Raw genomic sequence first — 18,357 nt, forward strand, 5'->3', positions numbered from 1 at the left:
CGCGGCTACTCGCGGTCCTCGGCGGTCGCCCGGCGGCGCAGAGCGAAGAACACACCCGCACCGACGAGGACGGCGGCACCGGCGACGACCCCGATGACCACACCCGTCGAGCCGGAGTCGTCGGAGGAGCCGTCCGAGTCCGCCGGGGTCGCCGACCACCAACTCCAGTAGCCGTCCTGCCCGTAGATGTTGCCCGCCTTCGCGGGCATCGTCGTGATCGACTTGATCTGGTCCGTGCGGTAGGCCTCGACCGCGTTCGGGTACGCCATGACGTTCATGTACCCGAGGTCGTACAGCCGCGACTCCATCTGCTTGACGATGTCCGCCCGTTTGGCCGGGTCGTACTCGGCGAGCTGCTTGGCGTACAGGTCGTCGTACCGCTTGTCGCAGATGAAGTTGTCGGTCGCGCCCGTGTCCTTCGGGGTCGCGGGCAGCGCGCCGCATGTGTGGATCGACAGCACGAAGTCCGGGTCGGGGTTGACGGACCAGCCGTCGAAGGCGAGGTCGTAGGTGCCGGCGAGCCAGGGGTCGCTGACGTTGTCCAGGCAGTTGAGGGTCACGCCGATGCCGAGCTCGCCCCACCACTCCTGGAGGTACTGCCCTATGGCCTTGTCGTTGGAGTCGGTGGCGTGGCACAGGATGCGGTAGTTGATCGGCTTGCCGTCCTTGCCGACCCGCTTGCCGTCGCCGTTCTTCTTGTAACCCGCCTGGTCGAGAAGTTGTCCGGCCTTTGCGGGGTCGTAGGCGAGTTCCTGCCCGTCCGCCGGCTTCCAGAAGTAGGAGGAGAACCGCGGCGGGATGTACCCCTCGCCCTGCACCGCGTACCCCTGGAACACCTTGTCGATGATGGTCTTGCGGTCGACCGCCGTGAACAGGGCGTGCCGCACCCGCTGGTCCAGCAGGGAGGGGTGGCCGTCACCGATCTTCTGCCCGTTCCTGGCCTTCGCCCCGGGGTTGACGGCGAGGGCGTAGAAGCGGCGGCCGGGGGCGTCGTTGACGTGGATGTTCTTCTCGCCCTTGAGGGAGGCCGCCTGAGCGGGCGTCAGCGCGGGGGCGCCGGCGACGAAGGAGACCTCGCCCTTGCGCAGGGCGGCGACCGCGGCGTCCTGGTCCTTGTAGTAGCGGAAGACCAGCTCGTCGAACTTCGGCGCGCCGCGCCAGAAGTCCTTGTTGGCCTTGAGCCGCACATAGCTGTCGGGCTTGTAGTCGGTGAGGACGAACGGCCCGTTCCCGACCACGGGGAAGTCCTTGTCGTTGTTGAACTTCGAGAAGTCGCCGACCTTCTCCCAGACGTGCTTCGGCACGATCGGCACGTCCAGTGCCGTCATCGTGGCCTGCGGTTTCTTCAGCTCGATGACCAGCTCGGTGGGGCTCGGGGCCGTCACCTTCCGGAAGTTGGCGACGAAGCTGCCGTTGGCGGTGGCCGCGGCCTCGTCGGTCATCATCTTGTTGAACGTCCACGCCGCGTCCTCGGCGGTGGCCTGCTGTCCGTCCGACCACTTGGAGTCGGAGCGGATGGTGTACGTCCAGGTCAGCTTGTCCGGCGACGACTTCCACTCGGTCGCCAGGGCCGGGACGGCACGGGCGTCCCCCGGGTCGTAGTTCGTGAGGTACTCGTACATCAGCCGGTGGATGCTCGTGCTGAGGAGCCGCGCCGCCAGGAAGGGGCTCAGTGAGTCGACACTCTGTGCGACCGCGACGGTGAGGACCTTGTCGCCGTCCGCCGCCACGGCCTGCTGCGGCGCGAGTCCGGCCGACAGCGTCAGGACGGCGGCTCCGGCCGCGAGGAGGCGCCGCGCTCTGCTGTGCTGCTTTTGAGTGCTCATGATCGTGACCTCACGTCATCGCTTGCACAGGGAGGGCTGGTTGGACTGTCAGCGCTTTACTGCGCGCGCCGACGGCGCATGAAACCCCATGTGGCCTGCGGAAACAACGAAGTGATGAGATTGAGACAGCCAGTGGTCCATACCGGTGACGAGCACCTGGTCAATCCCTGACGGTCGGGCAGCGCGACGGCGACGCGTACCGGATACCGCAGACCCACCCCACAGCACACTGCGCGTGCTCCGGTTCTCCACGGCGGATCAGGATCTCGCTCCGGGGATCGACCATGCGGGTGACGCCGGCTCAACGCACTGACAGTGGCGCGGAGTCGAGCGGCGAAGGGCGGGTGCGTTCGCCGCTCGAACTCCGGCGCGTCGCGTCACATGCCGGTGGTGCCGTCCGCCAGTTCGCGGAGGATGTCGAGGTGGCCGTTGTGGCGGGCGGTCTCCTCGATGAGGTGGTTCAGGACCCAGCGCATGGTCACGTGGACGCCGTCGCGGACGGGCTGGGCGGCGACGGAGTCCAGGGGGGTTTTCGCGACCAGTTCGCGCAGTTCGGCGGACTGGTCCTCGTACTCCTGCAGCAGCTTGGCCAGGGGGACGTCGAGGGCGATCCGCATCTCGCGGTCGGGATCCTCCTCGGTGGCCGGGTGATGGTCCTCCTCGCCCAGGAACACCACGCGCAGCCAGTAGTACTCGACCCAGCGCACATGACTGACGAGCCCGGCGATGCTCATCAGGGGGGAACCCGGCAGCGGTGCCTTGCGGGCGTCCTCGTCGGACAGCCCCTCGCACTTCGCGGCCACTGTGGCCCGCGCGTAGTCGAGGAACGTGGTCAGCGTGGAACGCTCGTCCCACGCGTCGGGGGTGTCGGTGCGCACCGTGGTCATGAGTGCGTGTGCCTTTCGGAGGTACGGAGCCGGCGGTCGGCAGGGCGGGCCGCCGGGCGGGGCGAGGGCGGACGGTCGGGTCGTACGGTCGGATCGGACGGTCGGGTCAGACGGTCAGGTCCGTGACGAAGGCGTCGAGCAGATCGTCCGGGGCCTCCATGAAACGGTAGTGGGGCCCCTCCAGCAGGCGGAACGTTGTTTCGCCACAGTCCGCCCACGAGTCCATCAGCCGGTGGTCGACCTCCACGTCCTGGTCCCAGCCCAGCGCCGTGATCGGGCAGGGCAGCCGGGTCGGCTCGGCCGGGTGGTACCGCTTGTTGGTCTCCACGTCCGCGCGCAGGATCTCCAGGCTCAGCTCCACCAGGTCGGGGCGCGGTGTGCCGCCGAGCTCCACGATCAACTGATGGACCTCCTCGGCCAGTTCGGCGTCCGTCATCTCCAGGAAGCGGCCGTGCGGGCCGCGGTGCGGGGCGACCTGCGAGGAGATGAACAGCCGGGCCGGCATCGGATGGCCCCGCTCCAGCAGCCGCACCGCCGTCTCGTAGCCCGGCAGCGCCGACCCGCAAGAGCATGGTGCCCCGCTGGGACGTGAACAGCGTGTGGCCGCGCAGCACGAGGTCGGCGTCCTCGAACTTGGTCACCGACCAGAAACCGAGGGTGTCGTCGATCTGCTGCCAGCGCACCGGGTCGCGGTGGCGCATGGCGTTCCATATCGAGTGCGGGTCGCCCGCCCCGTACAGGGGGGAGTCGGTCAGGTCGACCGCCTCCAGATCGATGTCCTCGGAGGGCACCGGCTGGTTGAGGCTCATGTCGGGGTGTCCTCCTGTGTCCTCAGCGGCCGGTCGGCGCGGCCGGGTGGTTGTCGAGTTCTTCGGCGAGTTCGGCGACGGTCGGCCGCAAGAAGCTCCAGGTCTCCTCCCGCGCGGAGGTCGCGGCCGTGGTCGGCCGGGCCCACCGCCCGGGCCGCGAGGCGGGCGCCGCCTGACCCGCGGCGGCCCGGACAGGCCCTGAGCCTCCTCGCCACCCCAAAAGGGGGGCGTGCTCATGCGTTGCGCACCTTATGGGTTGATATTGGCCGATAAGGGATCGGTGCCTCGGCGCCGGCAGCGCAGCGCACGACGAGGAGGCACCTTATGCGCGGAGCCACGCACGCCGGACGGGCCGCATGCGCGGTGGTGGTCGCACTGGCGGCGACGGCCTGCGGGGGCGGGGGCGGCAGCACTGCCGACGGCGCCGCGGTGTTCAGCTCCTCGTGGACCGATCCGCAGAACCCGCTGGAACCCGCCAACACCAACGAGGTGCAGGGCGGCAAGGTACTTTCCATGATCTTCCGGGGGCTGAAGCAGTACGACCCGAAGACCGGCGAGGCAAAGGACATGCTCGCCGAGCGGATCGAGACCCCGGACTCGCAGAACTACACGGTCACCCTCAAGAAGGGCTGGACCTTCAGCGACGGCGAGAAGGTCACCGCCAGGTCCTTCGTGGACGCCTGGAACTACGGGGCGAGCCTGCGGAACAACCAGAAGAACGCCTACTTCTTCAGCTACATCCAGGGCTACGACAAGGTCCACCCGGCGAAGGGTGAGCAGAGCGCCGAGACGATGTCCGGGCTGAAGGTGGTCGACGACCGGACCTTCACCGTCCGGCTCACCCAGAAGTTCTCCAGCTTCCCCGACACCCTCGGCTACAACGCCTTCGTCCCCCTGCCCCGGGCCTTCTTCGACGACCACGCCGGCTGGCTGGCCAAGCCCGTCGGCAACGGTCCGTACGCGGTGGACGCGTACACCAAGGGCTCCGAGATGCGCCTGACGCGATGGGGCGCCTACCCGGGCGAGGACGCGGCCCGCAACGACGGCGTCACCCTCAAGGTCTACACGGACAACAACACGGCCTACACCGACCTGATGGCCGGAAACCTCGACCTCGTCGACGACGTCCCGGCCCAGCAGTTGGGCAACGTCCGCGGCGACCTAGGCGACCGCTACCTCAACACCCCGGCCGGCATCATCCAGACCCTTGCCTTCCCCCACTACGACAAGGACTGGAACAAGCCCGGCTCCGCCAAGGTCCGCAAGGGCCTGTCCCGGGCGATCGACAGGGAGCAGATCACCCGGACCATCTTCCAGGGGACCCGCACTCCCGCCACCGACTGGACCTCACCCGTCCTCGGTGCGCAGGGCGGCTACAAGAAGGGGCTGTGCGGTCAGTGGTGCGAGTACGACGCGGCCGCGGCGAAGAAGCTGATCAAGGAGGGGGGCGGGCTGCCCGGCGGGCAGGTGAAGATCACGTACAACGCGGACACCGGCTCCCACAAGCTGTGGGTGGACGCCGTCTGCAACTCCATCAACAACGCCCTGGACGACGACCGGGCCTGCGTCGGCAACCCGATCGGCACCTTCGCCGACTTCCGGAGCAAGAGCACGACCCAGAAGCTCTCCGGTCCCTTCCGGGCGGGCTGGCAGATGGACTACCCGCTGCCCCAGAACTTCCTCCAGCCGCTCTACTACACCAACGCCTCCTCCAACGACGGCAAGTGGTCCAACCAGGAGTTCGACAAGCTCGTCGACCGGGCGAACGCCGAGACGGACGTCGCCAAGGCGGTCGAGACCTTCCAGCGGGCCGAGGAGGTCGTCCGGGACAACATGGCGGCCATCCCGCTCTGGTACCAGAACGGCAGCGCCGGCTGGTCCGAGCGGCTGTCGAACGTGGCCCTCAACCCGTTCAGCGTCCCCGTCTACGACCAGATCAAGGTCGGCTGAGCCCGCCATGGGGCAGTACGTCGTCCGGCGGCTGCTGCAGATGGTCCCGGTGTTCATCGGGGCCACGCTGCTGATCTTCCTCATGGTGAACGTGATGGGCGACCCGGTCGCGGGCCTGTGCGGCGACCGGCAGTGCGACCCGGCGACGGCCGCCCAGCTGCGGAAGGAGTTCGGCCTCGACAAGCCCGTGTGGCAGCAGTACCTGACCTACATGGGGAACGTCTTCACCGGCGACTTCGGTACGGCGTTCAACGGCCAGGAAGTCACCGAGCTGATGTCGACGGCCTTCCCCGTCACCATGCGGCTGACCATCGTGGCGATCGTCTTCGAGGTCGTCATCGGGATCACGCTCGGCGTCGTCACCGGCCTGCGCCGCGGCCACCCCGTCGACAGCGGCGTCCTGCTCCTCACCCTCGTCGTCATCTCCGTGCCCACCTTCGTCACCGGCCTGCTGCTCCAGCTCCTGCTCGGCGTGGAATGGGGCTGGATCCGCCCGTCCGTCTCCACGGCGGCCCCCTTCGACGAACTGCTGCTCCCCGGCCTCGTCCTGGCCACGGTCTCCCTCGCCTACGTCACCCGCCTGACCCGGACCTCCATCGCGGAGAACCGACGCTCCGACTACGTCCGCACGGCCATCGCGAAGGGCCTGCCCCGCCACCGCGTCGTCACCCGCCACCTCCTGCGCAACTCCCTCATCCCCGTCGTCACCTTCATCGGCGCCGACATCGGCTTCCTCATGGGCGGGGCGATCGTCACCGAGCGGATCTTCAACATCCACGGCGTCGGCTACCAGCTCTACCAGGGCATCCTGCGCCAGAACACGCAGACCGTCGTCGGCTTCGTGACGGTCCTCGTCCTCGTCTTCCTCCTCTGCAACCTGGTCGTCGACCTCCTGTACGCCGTACTCGACCCGAGGATCCGCTATGCCTGACCAGCCGTTCCCGTCCGAGGGCGCGATCGCCGGCAGCGGTGCGGGCGGCGCGATGAACCTGGCCGCCGGCGAGGCCGCGACCCTCGACCGGCCTCCATCCGGCCTCCCCGGCGGACCTGAGAGCACCGGCCCGGAAGGGGCGGCCCCCTCGGCGGCCTCCGCAGAACGGCCCCGCAGCCTCTGGTCCGACGCCTGGCGCGACCTGCGCCGCAACCCCGTCTTCGTCGTCTCGGCCCTGATCATCCTCTTCCTGCTCTTCATCTCCCTGTGGCCCTCGGCCATCGCCTCGGGCAGCCCCCTCAAGTGCGACCTCGCCAAGGCCCAGCAGGGCTCCGCGCCCGGCCATCCCTTCGGCTACGACGGACAGGGCTGCGACGTCTACACCCGCACGGTCTACGGCGCCCGTACGTCCGTCATGGTCGGCGTCTGCGCCACGCTCGGGGTGGCGGTCCTCGGCTCGGTGCTGGGCGCGCTCGCCGGCTTCTTCGGCGGTCTCTGGGACTCGTTCCTCTCCCGGATCACCGACATCTTCTTCGCCATCCCGGTCGTCCTCGGCGGCCTGGTCCTGCTCTCGGTGGTGACCAGCAACTCCGTCTGGCCGGTCATCGGCTTCATCGTGCTGCTCGGCTGGCCCCAGATCTCCCGCATCGCCCGCGGCGCGGTCATCACCGCCCGACAGAACGACTACGTCCAGGCCGCCCGCGCCCTGGGCGCCTCCAACTCCCGCGTCCTGCTCCGCCACATCGCACCCAACGCCGTAGCCCCGGTGATCGTGGTGGCGACGATCGCACTCGGCACGTACATCGCCCTGGAGGCAACCCTGTCCTACCTCGGCGTAGGCCTGAAACCCCCCAGCGTCTCCTGGGGCATCGACATCTCGGCAGCCTCCCCGTACATCCGCAACGCCCCCCACGCCCTGCTCTGGCCCTCCGGCGCCCTGGCCCTCACGGTCCTGGCCTTCATCATGCTCGGCGACGCGGTACGCGACGCCCTGGATCCGAAGCTGAGGTGAGGGGTTGTGGGGTTTGCGGTGCGAGTGGCGGGTGGGTTCGGGGTCGGGTGGGTGGGCGAGTGGGCGGTCCGGCCGGGGACGTCATGGGTTCGCCGTGCGGGATGCGGGTGGACTCGGGCTCGGGAAGGCGGGGCCGGAGCCGTTCCAGCGCGTGCCCGCTGCCCTCGCGGTCGCCGTTCGGCCTTCGCCATGTCGGCGCGCGGTGTGCGGCGTCCTTGGTGCGAGGGCGAGGTGGGGGCGTCGTGGGGAGGCAGTTCCGTCGCGTGTCCGCCGGCCGCGCCGTCGCCGTTTCGGACTTCATCGTCTCGGCGACGCCGTGTGCGACGCCCCCGGACCGAAGGTGAGGTGAGGTCGCGTCATGTTGCTCGAAGTGCGTGATCTGTACGTGGAGTTCCGGACGCGGGACGGGGTCGCCAAGGCGGTCAACGGGGTCAGTTACGGCGTGGACGCCGGGGAGACGCTGGCGGTGCTCGGGGAGTCCGGGTCCGGTAAGTCGGTGACCGCGCAGGCGGTGATGGGGATCCTGGACGTGCCGCCGGGGCGGATCGCCGGGGGCGAGATCCTCTTCCAGGGGCGGGACCTGCTGAAGCTGAGGGAGGAGGAGCGGCGCAAGGTCCGCGGCGCCGAGATGGCGATGATCTTCCAGGACGCGCTGTCCTCCCTGAACCCCGTGCTGACCGTCGGCGACCAGCTCGGTGAGATGTTCGTCGTGCATCGGGGGATGTCGAGGAAGGACGCCCGCGCGAAGGCCGTCGAGCTGATGGACCGCGTCCGCATCCCGGCCGCCAAGGAGCGCGTCAGGCAGTACCCGCACCAGTTCTCCGGCGGCATGCGCCAACGCATCATGATCGCGATGGCCCTCGCCCTCGAACCGGCCCTCATCATCGCCGACGAGCCCACCACCGCCCTCGACGTCACCGTCCAGGCCCAGGTCATGGATCTGCTGGCGGAGCTGCAGCGCGAGTACGCCATGGGGCTGATCCTCATCACCCACGACCTCGGCGTGGTCGCGGACGTCGCCGACCGCATCGCCGTGATGTACGCGGGCCGTATCGTCGAGTCCGCGCCGGTCCACGACATCTACAAGGCACCCGCCCACCCCTACACCCGCGGCCTGCTGGACTCCATCCCGCGCCTGGACCAGAAGGGGCAGGAGCTCTACGCCATCAAGGGCCTGCCCCCCAACCTCATGGACATCCCACAGGGCTGCGCCTTCCACCCCCGCTGCCCGATGGCCCGGGACGTGTGCCGTACCGACGTACCTCCACTCAACGAGGTCGGCGAAGTACGCGGCAGCGCCTGCCACTTCTGGAGGGAGTGCCTCAATGGCTGAGGAAGCGGAGGCGATCCTGGAGGTCGGCGGACTCGTCAAGCACTACCCGCTCACCCAGGGCGTCCTCTTCAGGAAGGAGGTCGGCTCGGTCAGGGCGGTCGACGGCGTCGACTTCACGCTCCGCCGCGGCGAAACCCTCGGTATCGTCGGCGAGTCCGGCTGCGGCAAGTCCACGGTCGCCAGGATGCTGGTCAACCTGGAACGACCGACGGCCGGCGCCATCAGGTACAAGGGCGAGGACATCACCCGGCTGTCCGGCCGCGCCCTGAAGGCCGTACGGCGCAACATCCAGATGGTCTTCCAGGACCCGTACACCTCCCTCAACCCCCGTATGACGGTGGGCGACATCATCGGAGAGCCGTACGAGATCCACCCCGAGGCGGCCCCCAGGGGCGAGAGGCGCAAAAGGGTCCGGGAACTGCTGGACGTGGTCGGCCTCAACCCGGAGCACATCAACCGCTACCCGCACCAGTTCTCCGGCGGCCAGCGCCAACGCATCGGCATCGCAAGGGGGCTGGCCCTGCGCCCGGAGGTCATCGTCGCCGACGAACCCGTCTCCGCACTGGACGTCTCCGTCCAGTCCCAGGTCATCAACCTGATGGACCGGCTGCAGAGCGAGTTCGACCTCTCCTACGTCTTCATCGCCCACGACCTGTCGATCGTCCGGCACATCTCCGACCGGGTCGGGGTGATGTACCTCGGACGGATCGTGGAGATCGGCACGGACACCGAGATCTACGACCACCCCACGCACCCCTACACCCAGGCGCTGCTCTCCGCGGTCCCGGTCCCCGACCCCGAGGCCCGCGCACACCGCGAGCGCATCATCCTCACCGGCGACGTCCCGTCCCCGACGAACATCCCCTCCGGCTGCCGCTTCCGCACCCGCTGCTGGAAGGCCCGGGAACGCTGCGCCCAGGAGGTGCCGACGCTCGCGGTGCCGCTCCACCTCGGCGATCCGGCCGGGCCCGCGGCGCACGACTCGGCCTGCCATTTCGCCGAGGCCGTGTCGTTCGGGCGCTCCGCGCCGGGGCAGACCGTGCTGCCGGAGCCGACCCCATAGCCGTACAAACACACACGAACCGCGTTAACACGCAGGCAACTTCGCCGACCCGATTCCGATATACGGACGCGTCAGGCTGAACAGCGTACGGCCGTGCGGGTGCCGTAAACGGACCGGGGTGCGCCATGTCACCCCGGTCCGTTGCTGTGCGGCAATGAGTACGGGTACTCAGGACTTCGGCCCGCCCCCGCGCGAGGCTTGGCTCATGCAGCGCCGACCACGTGAACTCGACGGTGTCTTCGCCGTCCTCGTAGGACTCCTCGACGTCCTGCTCGTGATCATCTTCGGCTACGGCATGATCGTGTCCGGCATCGGCGCGGGCTTCGACGAGTACGCCGACCGGCACGCGGTCGAGGGGCAGCACGACATCGCGGTCTTCACCGGATGGCTGGCCGGCGGCGGCTTCGCCCTCGCCGCGGTGTCGCGCTACTGGAAGACCGCTGTCGTCCACCTCCTGCTCACCGGTCTCGCCTTCGTGCTCTTCAGCACCTACCCGCACAACTGACCAACCCGTGGACTCAGTTCAGCCCCAGCGACCGCTTCAGGAAGTCCACCTGAAGCAGCAGCAGATTCTCCGCGACCTGCTCCTGCGGGGTCATGTGCGTCACCCCGGACAGCGGCAGCACCTCGTGCGGCCGGCCGGCGGCCAGGAGGGCCGAGGACAGGCGCAGGGCGTGGGCGACGACCACGTTGTCGTCGGCCAGACCGTGCACGATCATCAGCGGGCGGTGCGGCTCGGCGGGGGAGGACAGGCCGTCGTCGGTGACGAGCGAGCTCTTCGTGTACGCCTGCGGCCGCGCGGCCGGGTCGCCCAGGTACCGCTCCGTGTAGTGCGTGTCGTACAGGCGCCAGTCCGTGACCGGCGCCCCGGCGATGCCCGCGTGGAAGACGTCCGGGCGGCGCAGCACCGCGAGCCCCGCCAGCCAGCCGCCGTACGACCAGCCGCGGATCGCCACCCGGGACAGGTCGAGGGGGTGGGACTTCGCGAGGTCCTGGAGCGCGTCGACCTGGTCGTCGAGGGACACCGTGAAGTCCTCGTGGACGGCCTTCTCCCAGGCGGGCGAGCGCCCCGGCGTACCGCGCCCGTCCGCGACGACCACGGCGAACCCCTGGTCGGCGAACCACTGCGAGGTCAGGTGGGCGTTGTGCGCGGCGACCACCCGGGCGCCGTGCGGTCCCCCGTAGGGATCCAGCAAAACCGGCAGCGGGGTGTCACCGGCGTAGTCCCGAGGCATAAGCACGGCGCACGGGATGCGGCGTGCGCCCCCTTCGGTGAGGGTCACGCGCGGGGTCAGACCGGGATCTTCGGCATACGACCGGACCGCTGCGATCCTCTTTCCGTCGCGCAGAACCCGGACCTGGGACCCCGGTCGGCCGAGGGTGTGCGACGCCAGCACCGTCACGCCACCGGCGCGCACCGCCGCGTGCACGCCGGGCTCCTGCGACACACGCTCCATGCCGAGCTCGTTCACCCGGTACACATGCACTTCGCCGATCTCGGGGTCGGCCGCGCCCTCGCCCGCCGACGCCGAGATCAGCACGTCGTCGTCGGAGACGTCCAGCACCGCGCGGACGTGCAACTGCGGTCCCGTCAGCGGGCGTTCCCCCACCGTGAGCACCCGTGCGCCGCCCTCGTCGGCGATGCGCACCAGGTGCCCGGACGGACTCCAGCAGGGCACGCCGGCGAACAGTTCCAGCCATTGTGGATCTTCGTCGGCGTGCACCATCCGCGTCGCCCCCGTCGCCGGGTCCACGGCCAGGAACAACTGGCTGCGCTGGTCCCGCGCCTGGACCAGAAGCAGCGGCGCACCCCCCGCTGACCAGTGCACTCGTGCCAGATAGGGGTAGCGTGCCCGGTCCCACCCGACCTCCGTGCGGACCCCGTCCAGCCCGATCACGAACAGCCGTACCTCCGCGTTCCCGGTTCCCGCCGCCGGGTACGCCACGCGCTGCGGCTCGCTCTCCGGACGCGCCGGATCGGCGATCCACCACCGGCGCACCGGCGTGTCGTCCGCGCGCGCCACGAGCAGCCGGTCCGACTCCGGACCCCACCAGAAGCCCCGGTAACGCCCCATTTCCTCGGCCGCGATGAACTCGGCCAATCCGTAGGTGACCCCGTCCGACTCCGGCTCGGCGAGCGCACGGTCGCCCTCGCCCTCGGCGCCCACCACCCGCAGGGCACCCTGAGCGACGTACGCGATGTGCCGTCCGTCGGGGGAGGGGCGGGGGTCGATCACCGGCCCGGGGACCGGGAGTTCACGTGCCGTGCCGGCCCGCAGCTCCGCCGTGAAAAGCCGCCCTGACAAGGCAAAAGACGCCAACTCGACGGCGGTGTCGGTGGCGTGGGCGACGATGCCGGCGCCGGCCTCACGGCTGCGTTCGCGCCGGGCCCGCTCCTCGGGCGAGAGGTCCTCCGAGGCGCCGCCCAGGAGGGCGCGCGGGTCGGCCGCCACGCGCTCCTCGCCGTCCGCCGTGTCGAGGACCCAGAGCGAACTCGCCGGGTCCGTGCCGGAGGCGGAGCGCAGGAACGCGACCCGGCTGCCGTCGGGCGCCACCGTGAACGCGCGGGGCGCGCCGAGGGTGAAGCGCTGGGTGCGGGCGTGCCGGCGGGGGAAGGAGACAGGCTCGGTCGTCATGCCCCGACCATATTGGCCAGTGCGCCCCCTTGTGCGGCTGTGCGCCGATCGATGCGCACGCCCGGATAGTTATGATCACAACCGCATAGTGGGTATGAACCTGCTGGCTGCTGGATGGATTTATCTGCCCCCATAAGTCCGACCCCCGCCCTTGGGATTCTTGGAGGTGAGCCGCCGTGGCACTCTCGATTTCGGCGGTGGTGCTGCTGGCGATCATCGTCTTCCTGCTGATCAAGAAATCAGGACTGAAGGCGGGTCACGCGGTCGTCTGTATGTTGCTCGGGTTCTACCTGGCGTCCTCGACCATCGCCCCCACCATCAGTGAGCTGACGACGAACATCGCGGGCATGATCGGCGGCATCAAGTTCTGATCCGAGCAGCGCCGCGCGCCGCTGTCGGTGCCGCCTCGTAGGGTGGGGTCCATGACGGAACCACCCTCCCCCAGCCTTCGGCCGGGGGGACCCCCATCTCGCTTCGCTCGGCGCCTGCTCCTGGTGCACGCGCACCCGGACGACGAGTCGATCAACAACGGCGCGACCATGGCCAAGTACGCGGCCGAGGGTGCCCGGGTGACCCTGGTCACCTGCACCCTCGGCGAGCACGGCGAGGTCATTCCCCCCGAACTCCAGCATCTGACCGGCACCGAGCTGGGCGAACACCGTCTGGCCGAGCTCACCGCCGCGATGCGCGAGCTCGGCGTCGAGGACTTCCGTCTCCTCGGCGGACAGGGCCGCTACGAGGACTCGGGGATGATGGGCATCGCCGACAACGACGACCCGGCTTGCCTCTGGCGGGCGGACGTCGACGACGCGGCCCGGGCTCTCGTCGAGGTGATCCTGGAGGTACGCCCCCAGGTCCTCGTCACCTACGACCCCGACGGCGGGTACGGCCACCCGGACCACATCCAGGCCCACCGCATCGCCACGCGCGCGGCCGAGCTGGCGGCGCGGGCGGGGTGGCAGATCCCCAGGATCTACTGGAACCGCGTCCCGCGCACGGTCGCCGAGGAGGCCTTCGCCCGACTGCAGACGGATCTGCCCGGACTGCCCTTCGGCAAGAGCGCCACCTTGGACGACGTACCGGGCGTCGTCGACGACGCCCGGATCACCACGGTGATCGACGGTACCGCGTACGCCTCCGCCAAGGCCGCCGCGATGCGCGCGCACGCCACGCAGATCGAGGTGGCGCCGGGCGAGCGGTACTTCGCGCTCTCCAACGAACTCGCACAACCCCTCTTCACCACCGAGTACTACGAGTTGGTGCACGGCGAGAGGGCGGCGCGGACGGAGTCCGATCTGTTCGCCGGTGTCACCCTCGAGGAGGCGTCATGAGCTCGATGCTCGCCCAGCCGCTGAAGCTGAAGCGCCCCTCCGCTCTGCGGGTCCTCGCCTACCTCGGGCTCTTCCTGCTCGGCGCCGTGGTCGGGGTGGCCGGGGCGCTCGTGCAGCCCGCGTGGTTCCCGGCCGGTCTGCTCCTCGCGCTCGCGGGCGAGGCCGGGCTCTGTCTCGGCGGCGGCCGTGCGACGGGCCGCCGGGCCGGAGCCGTCGCGCCAGCCGGCGGCTGGATGATCACCGTCATCCTGCTCACCGCCAGCCGCCCCGAAGGAGACTTCGTCTTCGGCACAGGCGCCGCCTCCTACCTCTTCCTGCTCGGCGGTATGGCTGTGGCTGTGATCTGCGCCACCCTTGCCCCGGTGCGGCAACCGGGCGGTGACGGCGTCCGACTTGCCAAGTGACGTACCACTTCTCCACGACGCACTCGTGCGAGTCCCGTGTGGGTTTCCCAGGCGGTCGTGGGATGCGGGCCAGAAGTGGCCAGTATGGTGGTGCGCGCCGCCGAGCCGCCCGAAGCAGTGAGGTACGGGCGGCGGAGCCAACCGGGAGAACCTGCCTTGAGTCGTGAAACTGACACTCCGTCCTCCGGGCCCAACGGGCGCGGCGGAGCCGCATACCCCTCCGGCACGCCGCCGTACGGGACCCCCATGGCTTCCGACAACGGCGCTGACGCGGGCCGTTCGGCCACGCAGCCGGAGGAACGCAAGACCGAGACCACGCTGACGACGCGGATCCGGATCAACATCCCCGGATCACGGCCCATTCCGCCGGTCGTCGTGCGCAAGCCCGTGGCCGAGGCCGAGAGCGCCGGGGCCCCCGCGGCCCCCGAGCCGCCGGAGCCCTCCGCGCCCACCTCCACGTCCACCGGCACCGTCGAGCCTCCGGCCGAGCCCACGGCGCAGGCCGGGGAGAAGACGAGCGACTGGTTCGCGCCCCGCAAGTCCGGGCCGGGCAAGGGTGGTCAGGGCGGCCCGTCCACCAACGGGGCCGGTCTGCCCGGAGGTTCGGGCCCCGGGACCGGTGGCGGTCCAGGTAGCGCGGGCGCGGGTGCCGGGGCTTCCGGCGCCGGTGCGCCCGGTGGTGCGCGTCCGGGTGCAGGCCGGCCCGGTGGTGTCGTCGGTTCGATGAGCGTGCCCGGCGGCTCCCGCCCCGGTGGCACGAAGGGTGCGGGCCTCCCCGGCGCGACCGGCGGGCCCGTGGCTCCCGGGCACGGCGGCGGCACCGGCTCCTTCGACGTGACCGAGGCGCTGGCGGCGGCCTCGCCGGGCAACGGTCCCGGCGCCGAGGCGCGCCGTGACGACCTGCCGTACTTCTCGGAGAACGGCGGACAGAACGGTCAGGGCGGCCCCAAGGGCTCGAACGGCTTCGGCGCCCAGGGCGGCTCGCCCTTCGACCCTTCCGCCGACTTCGGCGCCTCGAACGACTTCAACGCCTCGAACGACTTCAACGCCCCGAACGACTTCGGCGGCTCCGGCGACTTCAACGGACCGGACTACGGCGGCCCGAACGGCCGCGGCGGCCAGGGCGGCCCGCAGGGCCCCGCGGGCCCGACGACCGGTCCGGTCACCGGCGACGGCCCGGCGGTGCCGCCGATCGCAGGCGGTGCGCCGGGCGGGCCCGGTGGTCCGAGTGGACCCCGCGGTTCCGGTGCGCCCGGTCGTCCGGGTGCCTCCGGTGTCTTCACGGGTCCGGGCCGGTCCGGTGGCCCCGGCAGTGGCTTCGGCGGCGGCCCCGGCGGTCCGAGCGGTCCTGCCGGTCCCGGAGGCCCGGGCGGCCTGGGCGCTTCGGGCATCTCCACCGGCCCCTCCGGTCCCGGCGCCTCTCCGCACGCCCAGGGCCTCGGCCCCGGCGGCGGTATGAGCGACGACACCGCGATCCTCACCCCGCAGAAACCGGCCCCCGAGCCCGGCACCCCGCACTACGGCGGTGTCGCCGACAACGTCTCCGGCCACACCGTCACCAGCGGCATCCCGGTCGTCCCCCCGGGCGCCCAGAACGGCGGTCCCTTCGGCCCGGGTACCACCGACGCACCCGCGCCGCACACGCCCCCGAAGCTGCCCGAACCGGACACCTCGGACGCCCCGTCCTCCCGCGCGCCCAAGAAGAAGGGCCGCAACAAGCTGGCGCTCATCGGCGGCGGAGTGATCGTCCTCGCCGGTGGCGTCTACGGCGCCGGCCTGCTGATGGCCCACTCCGACGTGCCCAAGGGCACGACCGTGCTCGGCGTCGACATCGGCGGCGGCACCCGGGACGAAGCGGTCAAGAAGCTCAACGACGCCTTCGACGAGCAGGTCAACAAGCCGCTGAAGCTGTCGGTGGGCGGCAAGACCGTCACGCTGGAGCCGGACAAGGCCGGGTTGCAGTTCGACATGCAGCAGACGGTCAGCAAGGCCGCGACCAGCGACTACAACCCGATCTCCGTCATCGGCGCGCTCTTCGGCAACCACCGGGTCGTCGACCCGGTCATGCCCACCGACGAGGAGAAGCTGCACGCGGCCCTGGAGGACGTCTCCGGCGGCTCCGGCTCGGTGACCGAGGGCACGGTCAGCTTCAAGTCCGGCAAGGCGGTCGCCGTCTACGGCAAGGCCGGCAAGGGCATCGACGTCGCGCAGTCGACCACCGCGGTCGAGGAGGCGTACCGCACCCAGGTGGAGACCGGCACGTCCGCCGCGGTACAGGTCCCGACGACCACCCAGCAGCCGACGATCTCGAACGCCGAGGTCGACCGGTTCATGAAGGAGTTCGCCGAGCCGGCGATGGCCACCAAGGTCACGATCCAGACGGACGCCGCGCACAGCATCCCGTTCGGCGCCCTGTCCCTGCCGAAGATCCTCGGCGTCAAGGCCGTCAACGGCAAGCTCGTGGACACGTACGACCTCAAGGCGCTGAAGGAGGCGTACGGCGCCACGTTCGACGGCGTCAAGATCAACGGCGCCAGCGGCAAGCGTGACGTCATTCCGGAGGACGTCGCCTCCGCCCTGCGCGAGGCCCTTCGCGGCAAGACGGCGGCGCAGCGCACCGTCACCATCGACACCAACCCGAGCTAGCCCAGCCGCTCGGACCAGGGGGGCACCCGGCACGCGCCGGGTGCCCCCCTGGTCGTCGTATGACATCTGTCATCCGGCAGTCAGGACCGCCGACACTGCCGGGCCCGGGGTGCCGAGAGCCACTGTGGACCGCATGACAACGACAGCGACCGCGTTCGACCGGGTGAGCAAGGCGTACGGCGACGTCCGGGCCGTGGACGGCCTGAGCCTGACCCTGCACCCGGGGCAGACCGTCGCCCTGCTCGGCCCCAACGGCGCCGGCAAGTCGACCACGCTCGACCTGTTGCTCGGCCTCAGGCAGCCCGACAGCGGGACGGTCCGCGGGTTCGGGACCAGCCCGCGCGAGGCGATCGTCGCCGGGCGCGTGGGAGCGATGCTGGCGGCGGGCTGATGGACGAGGTGACCGTCGGTGAACTGGTGCGGCTGGCCTGTGATCTGCATCCGCGGCCGTACGAGGTGTCCGACGTCCTCTCCCGGGCCGGTATCGAGCGGATCGCCGACCGCAGGGTCGACAAGCTCTCCGGCGGCCAGGAGCAGCGAGTCCGCTTCGCCCTCGCGACCGCCGGGGACAGCGGTCTGATCGTCCTGGACGAGCCGACCACCGGCATGGACGTCACCGGACGCCAGGCCTTCTGGGCCACCATGCGCGACCAGGCCGACCAGGGCCGTACGGTCAGTTCAACATCGCCCGCGCGGCCTGAGCCTGTTCCCGAACCCGCGCCGCAGCCGCCTCATCCACCGCCACCACCACCTCGGCGTACGCCTCCAACTCGTCGGCACCCCGAAGGAAATCCCCCCTCTGCACCAGCAACTGCGCCCGCTCGAACCGCAACCGAGCCGGATGCGACGGCAGCAGCAGCGACAACTCCACCGCCCACAGCGCCACATCCGTCCGCTCGGGGCGGGTCGCGGCCCACGCCCGGATGTTGTTCAGGATCCGCAGCACCACATCCAGCGGATCGGCCGGCGTCAGCATCGACGGATGCAACGGCGCCCCCGTGGCCCCCGCCACCAGCAACTCCGCGTCGCCCCCGGTCAGCACCCGCCCCCCGTCGAACGGATCGGCGAGCACCTGATCGTCGGTCGGCCCGAACCCCACCACGAAGTGCCCGGGCAGCGCGACCCCGTACACCGGCGCCCCCGCCCGCCGGGCCACCTCCAGCCACACGACCGACAACAGGATCGGCAACCCACGCCGCCGCCGAAGCACCTCGTGCAGCAACGACGACTCCAGCCGCTGATAGTCCGCGGCGGACCCGCGAAACCCGCACCGCTCCCCGAGCAGTTCCCGCAGCGCGAGCGCCCAGGACCGCGGCCCCCCGGGCCGGAACGGCAGCCGCCCGGCCAAGGCGTCCAGCTCCACCTGGGCGGAGTCCATCCCGGCCTCGTCCAGCGCCCCGTCCGCCTCGGCCCCCACCAGCAGACACAGCGTGGACAGATCGGGCCGCTCGGACCGGGCCTCTTCGGCGAACCGCCGCCGCACCTCGGCGGAGCGCTCGGGCGGTGGGGGGTAGGGGGGACGCATAGCT

At 70.6% G+C, this 18,357-nt stretch carries 16 protein-coding genes and 1 pseudogene; 12 read left to right on the forward strand and 5 right to left on the reverse strand.

What is annotated here, in order from left to right:
- Positions 1-5 precede the first annotated feature (5 nt).
- The 3 genes from EJ357_RS30215 to EJ357_RS30225 all read right to left on the reverse strand — a co-directional run bounded on the left by EJ357_RS30215 (position 6) and on the right by EJ357_RS30225 (position 3,245).
- The gene (locus EJ357_RS30215; RefSeq protein ID WP_126394830.1) at positions 6-1,826 is read right to left on the reverse strand and encodes an ABC transporter substrate-binding protein; all 1,821 of its coding nucleotides are present in this window, start codon (positions 1,824-1,826) and stop codon (positions 6-8) included.
- Between the two features lie 377 nt (positions 1,827-2,203).
- Positions 2,204-2,713: a DinB family protein gene (locus EJ357_RS30220; RefSeq protein ID WP_126394832.1), complete on the reverse strand. Its 510-nt coding sequence runs from the start codon at positions 2,711-2,713 to the stop codon at positions 2,204-2,206.
- A gap of 106 nt (positions 2,714-2,819) precedes the next feature.
- On the reverse strand, positions 2,820-3,245 hold the full coding sequence (locus EJ357_RS30225) for a thioesterase II family protein (protein ID WP_228472653.1): 426 nt from the start codon (positions 3,243-3,245) through the stop codon (positions 2,820-2,822).
- Positions 3,246-3,572: 327 nt separating this feature from the next.
- Here EJ357_RS30225 and EJ357_RS50290 point away from each other — a divergent pair, with 327 nt between their 5' ends.
- The 7 genes from EJ357_RS50290 to EJ357_RS30255 all read left to right on the forward strand — a co-directional run bounded on the left by EJ357_RS50290 (position 3,573) and on the right by EJ357_RS30255 (position 10,316).
- Complete coding sequence (locus EJ357_RS50290; protein ID WP_267132811.1) at positions 3,573-3,698, forward strand: hypothetical protein; 126 nt, start codon at positions 3,573-3,575, stop codon at positions 3,696-3,698.
- A gap of 148 nt (positions 3,699-3,846) precedes the next feature.
- On the forward strand, positions 3,847-5,472 hold the full coding sequence (locus EJ357_RS30230; protein ID WP_126394834.1) for a peptide ABC transporter substrate-binding protein: 1,626 nt from the start codon (positions 3,847-3,849) through the stop codon (positions 5,470-5,472).
- Between the two features lie 7 nt (positions 5,473-5,479).
- A complete protein-coding gene (locus EJ357_RS30235; RefSeq protein WP_126394836.1) occupies positions 5,480-6,403 on the forward strand; it encodes an ABC transporter permease in 924 nt (307 codons plus the stop codon).
- Positions 6,396-7,415, forward strand: coding sequence for an ABC transporter permease (locus EJ357_RS30240; RefSeq protein ID WP_126394837.1), 1,020 nt, complete (start codon positions 6,396-6,398; stop codon positions 7,413-7,415). The genes EJ357_RS30235 and EJ357_RS30240 overlap by 8 nt, the downstream gene beginning before the upstream one ends.
- A gap of 358 nt (positions 7,416-7,773) precedes the next feature.
- Positions 7,774-8,748, forward strand: a complete 975-nt coding sequence (locus EJ357_RS30245; protein WP_126394839.1) for an ABC transporter ATP-binding protein — start codon at positions 7,774-7,776, stop codon at positions 8,746-8,748.
- Positions 8,741-9,811 carry an ABC transporter ATP-binding protein gene (locus EJ357_RS30250; RefSeq protein ID WP_126394840.1) on the forward strand — a complete coding sequence of 357 codons (1,071 nt, stop codon included), beginning with the start codon at positions 8,741-8,743 and terminating at the stop codon, positions 9,809-9,811. The genes EJ357_RS30245 and EJ357_RS30250 overlap by 8 nt, the downstream gene beginning before the upstream one ends.
- Before the next feature lie 205 nt (positions 9,812-10,016).
- On the forward strand, positions 10,017-10,316 hold the full coding sequence (locus EJ357_RS30255; RefSeq protein WP_175647580.1) for a hypothetical protein: 300 nt from the start codon (positions 10,017-10,019) through the stop codon (positions 10,314-10,316).
- Between the two features lie 13 nt (positions 10,317-10,329).
- Here the strand turns inward: EJ357_RS30255 and EJ357_RS30260 are convergent, their stop codons facing one another.
- The gene (locus EJ357_RS30260) at positions 10,330-12,447 is read right to left on the reverse strand and encodes a S9 family peptidase (RefSeq protein ID WP_126394844.1); all 2,118 of its coding nucleotides are present in this window, start codon (positions 12,445-12,447) and stop codon (positions 10,330-10,332) included.
- A gap of 176 nt (positions 12,448-12,623) precedes the next feature.
- Between EJ357_RS30260 and EJ357_RS30265 the strand changes: the two genes are divergently transcribed.
- From EJ357_RS30265 to EJ357_RS30290, 5 genes and pseudogenes are all read left to right on the forward strand, one after another.
- The gene (locus EJ357_RS30265; RefSeq protein ID WP_030048865.1) at positions 12,624-12,818 is read left to right on the forward strand and encodes a hypothetical protein; all 195 of its coding nucleotides are present in this window, start codon (positions 12,624-12,626) and stop codon (positions 12,816-12,818) included.
- A 51-nt stretch (positions 12,819-12,869) separates the two neighbouring features.
- The gene (mshB, locus tag EJ357_RS30270; protein ID WP_126394846.1) at positions 12,870-13,778 is read left to right on the forward strand and encodes an N-acetyl-1-D-myo-inositol-2-amino-2-deoxy-alpha-D-glucopyranoside deacetylase; all 909 of its coding nucleotides are present in this window, start codon (positions 12,870-12,872) and stop codon (positions 13,776-13,778) included.
- The gene (locus EJ357_RS30275; RefSeq protein ID WP_126394848.1) at positions 13,775-14,182 is read left to right on the forward strand and encodes a DUF6113 family protein; all 408 of its coding nucleotides are present in this window, start codon (positions 13,775-13,777) and stop codon (positions 14,180-14,182) included. Before mshB ends, EJ357_RS30275 begins: the two co-directional genes overlap by 4 nt.
- Positions 14,183-14,338: 156 nt before the next feature.
- Entirely contained in the window at positions 14,339-16,828 is a 2,490-nt protein-coding gene (locus EJ357_RS30285; RefSeq protein WP_175647581.1) for a hypothetical protein, read from the forward strand.
- 133 nt (positions 16,829-16,961) lie between these two features.
- Positions 16,962-17,503, forward strand: a pseudogene (locus EJ357_RS30290) (ABC transporter ATP-binding protein); the annotation flags it as partial.
- On the opposite strand, the gene EJ357_RS30295 reads toward EJ357_RS30290, so the two are convergent.
- On the reverse strand, positions 17,502-18,353 hold the full coding sequence (locus EJ357_RS30295) for a transglutaminase-like domain-containing protein (RefSeq protein WP_126394852.1): 852 nt from the start codon (positions 18,351-18,353) through the stop codon (positions 17,502-17,504). The pseudogene EJ357_RS30290 and the gene EJ357_RS30295 overlap by 2 nt on opposite strands.
- Between the last annotated feature and the right edge of the window lie 4 nt (positions 18,354-18,357).

Source organism: Streptomyces cyaneochromogenes (assembly GCF_003963535.1).
GTDB classification, from domain to species: Bacteria; Actinomycetota; Actinomycetes; order Streptomycetales; family Streptomycetaceae; genus Streptomyces; species Streptomyces shaanxiensis.

Excerpts from the sequence above, each read along its gene's own strand:
- EJ357_RS30245 (WP_126394839.1), top strand. The coding sequence starts at position 7,774 with ATGTTGCTCGAAGTGCGTGATCTGTACGTGGAGTTCCGGACGCGGGAC.
- EJ357_RS30295 (WP_126394852.1), bottom strand. The coding sequence starts at position 18,353 with ATGCGTCCCCCCTACCCCCCACCGCCCGAGCGCTCCGCCGAGGTGCGG.
- EJ357_RS30215 (WP_126394830.1), bottom strand. The coding sequence starts at position 1,826 with ATGAGCACTCAAAAGCAGCACAGCAGAGCGCGGCGCCTCCTCGCGGCC.
- EJ357_RS30235 (WP_126394836.1), top strand. The coding sequence starts at position 5,480 with ATGGGGCAGTACGTCGTCCGGCGGCTGCTGCAGATGGTCCCGGTGTTC.
- EJ357_RS30255 (WP_175647580.1), top strand. The coding sequence starts at position 10,017 with ATGCAGCGCCGACCACGTGAACTCGACGGTGTCTTCGCCGTCCTCGTA.
- EJ357_RS30220 (WP_126394832.1), bottom strand. The coding sequence starts at position 2,713 with ATGACCACGGTGCGCACCGACACCCCCGACGCGTGGGACGAGCGTTCC.
- EJ357_RS30230 (WP_126394834.1), top strand. The coding sequence starts at position 3,847 with ATGCGCGGAGCCACGCACGCCGGACGGGCCGCATGCGCGGTGGTGGTC.
- mshB (WP_126394846.1), top strand. The coding sequence starts at position 12,870 with ATGACGGAACCACCCTCCCCCAGCCTTCGGCCGGGGGGACCCCCATCT.
- EJ357_RS30260 (WP_126394844.1), bottom strand. The coding sequence starts at position 12,447 with ATGACGACCGAGCCTGTCTCCTTCCCCCGCCGGCACGCCCGCACCCAG.
- EJ357_RS30250 (WP_126394840.1), top strand. The coding sequence starts at position 8,741 with ATGGCTGAGGAAGCGGAGGCGATCCTGGAGGTCGGCGGACTCGTCAAG.
- EJ357_RS30240 (WP_126394837.1), top strand. The coding sequence starts at position 6,396 with ATGCCTGACCAGCCGTTCCCGTCCGAGGGCGCGATCGCCGGCAGCGGT.
- EJ357_RS30275 (WP_126394848.1), top strand. The coding sequence starts at position 13,775 with ATGAGCTCGATGCTCGCCCAGCCGCTGAAGCTGAAGCGCCCCTCCGCT.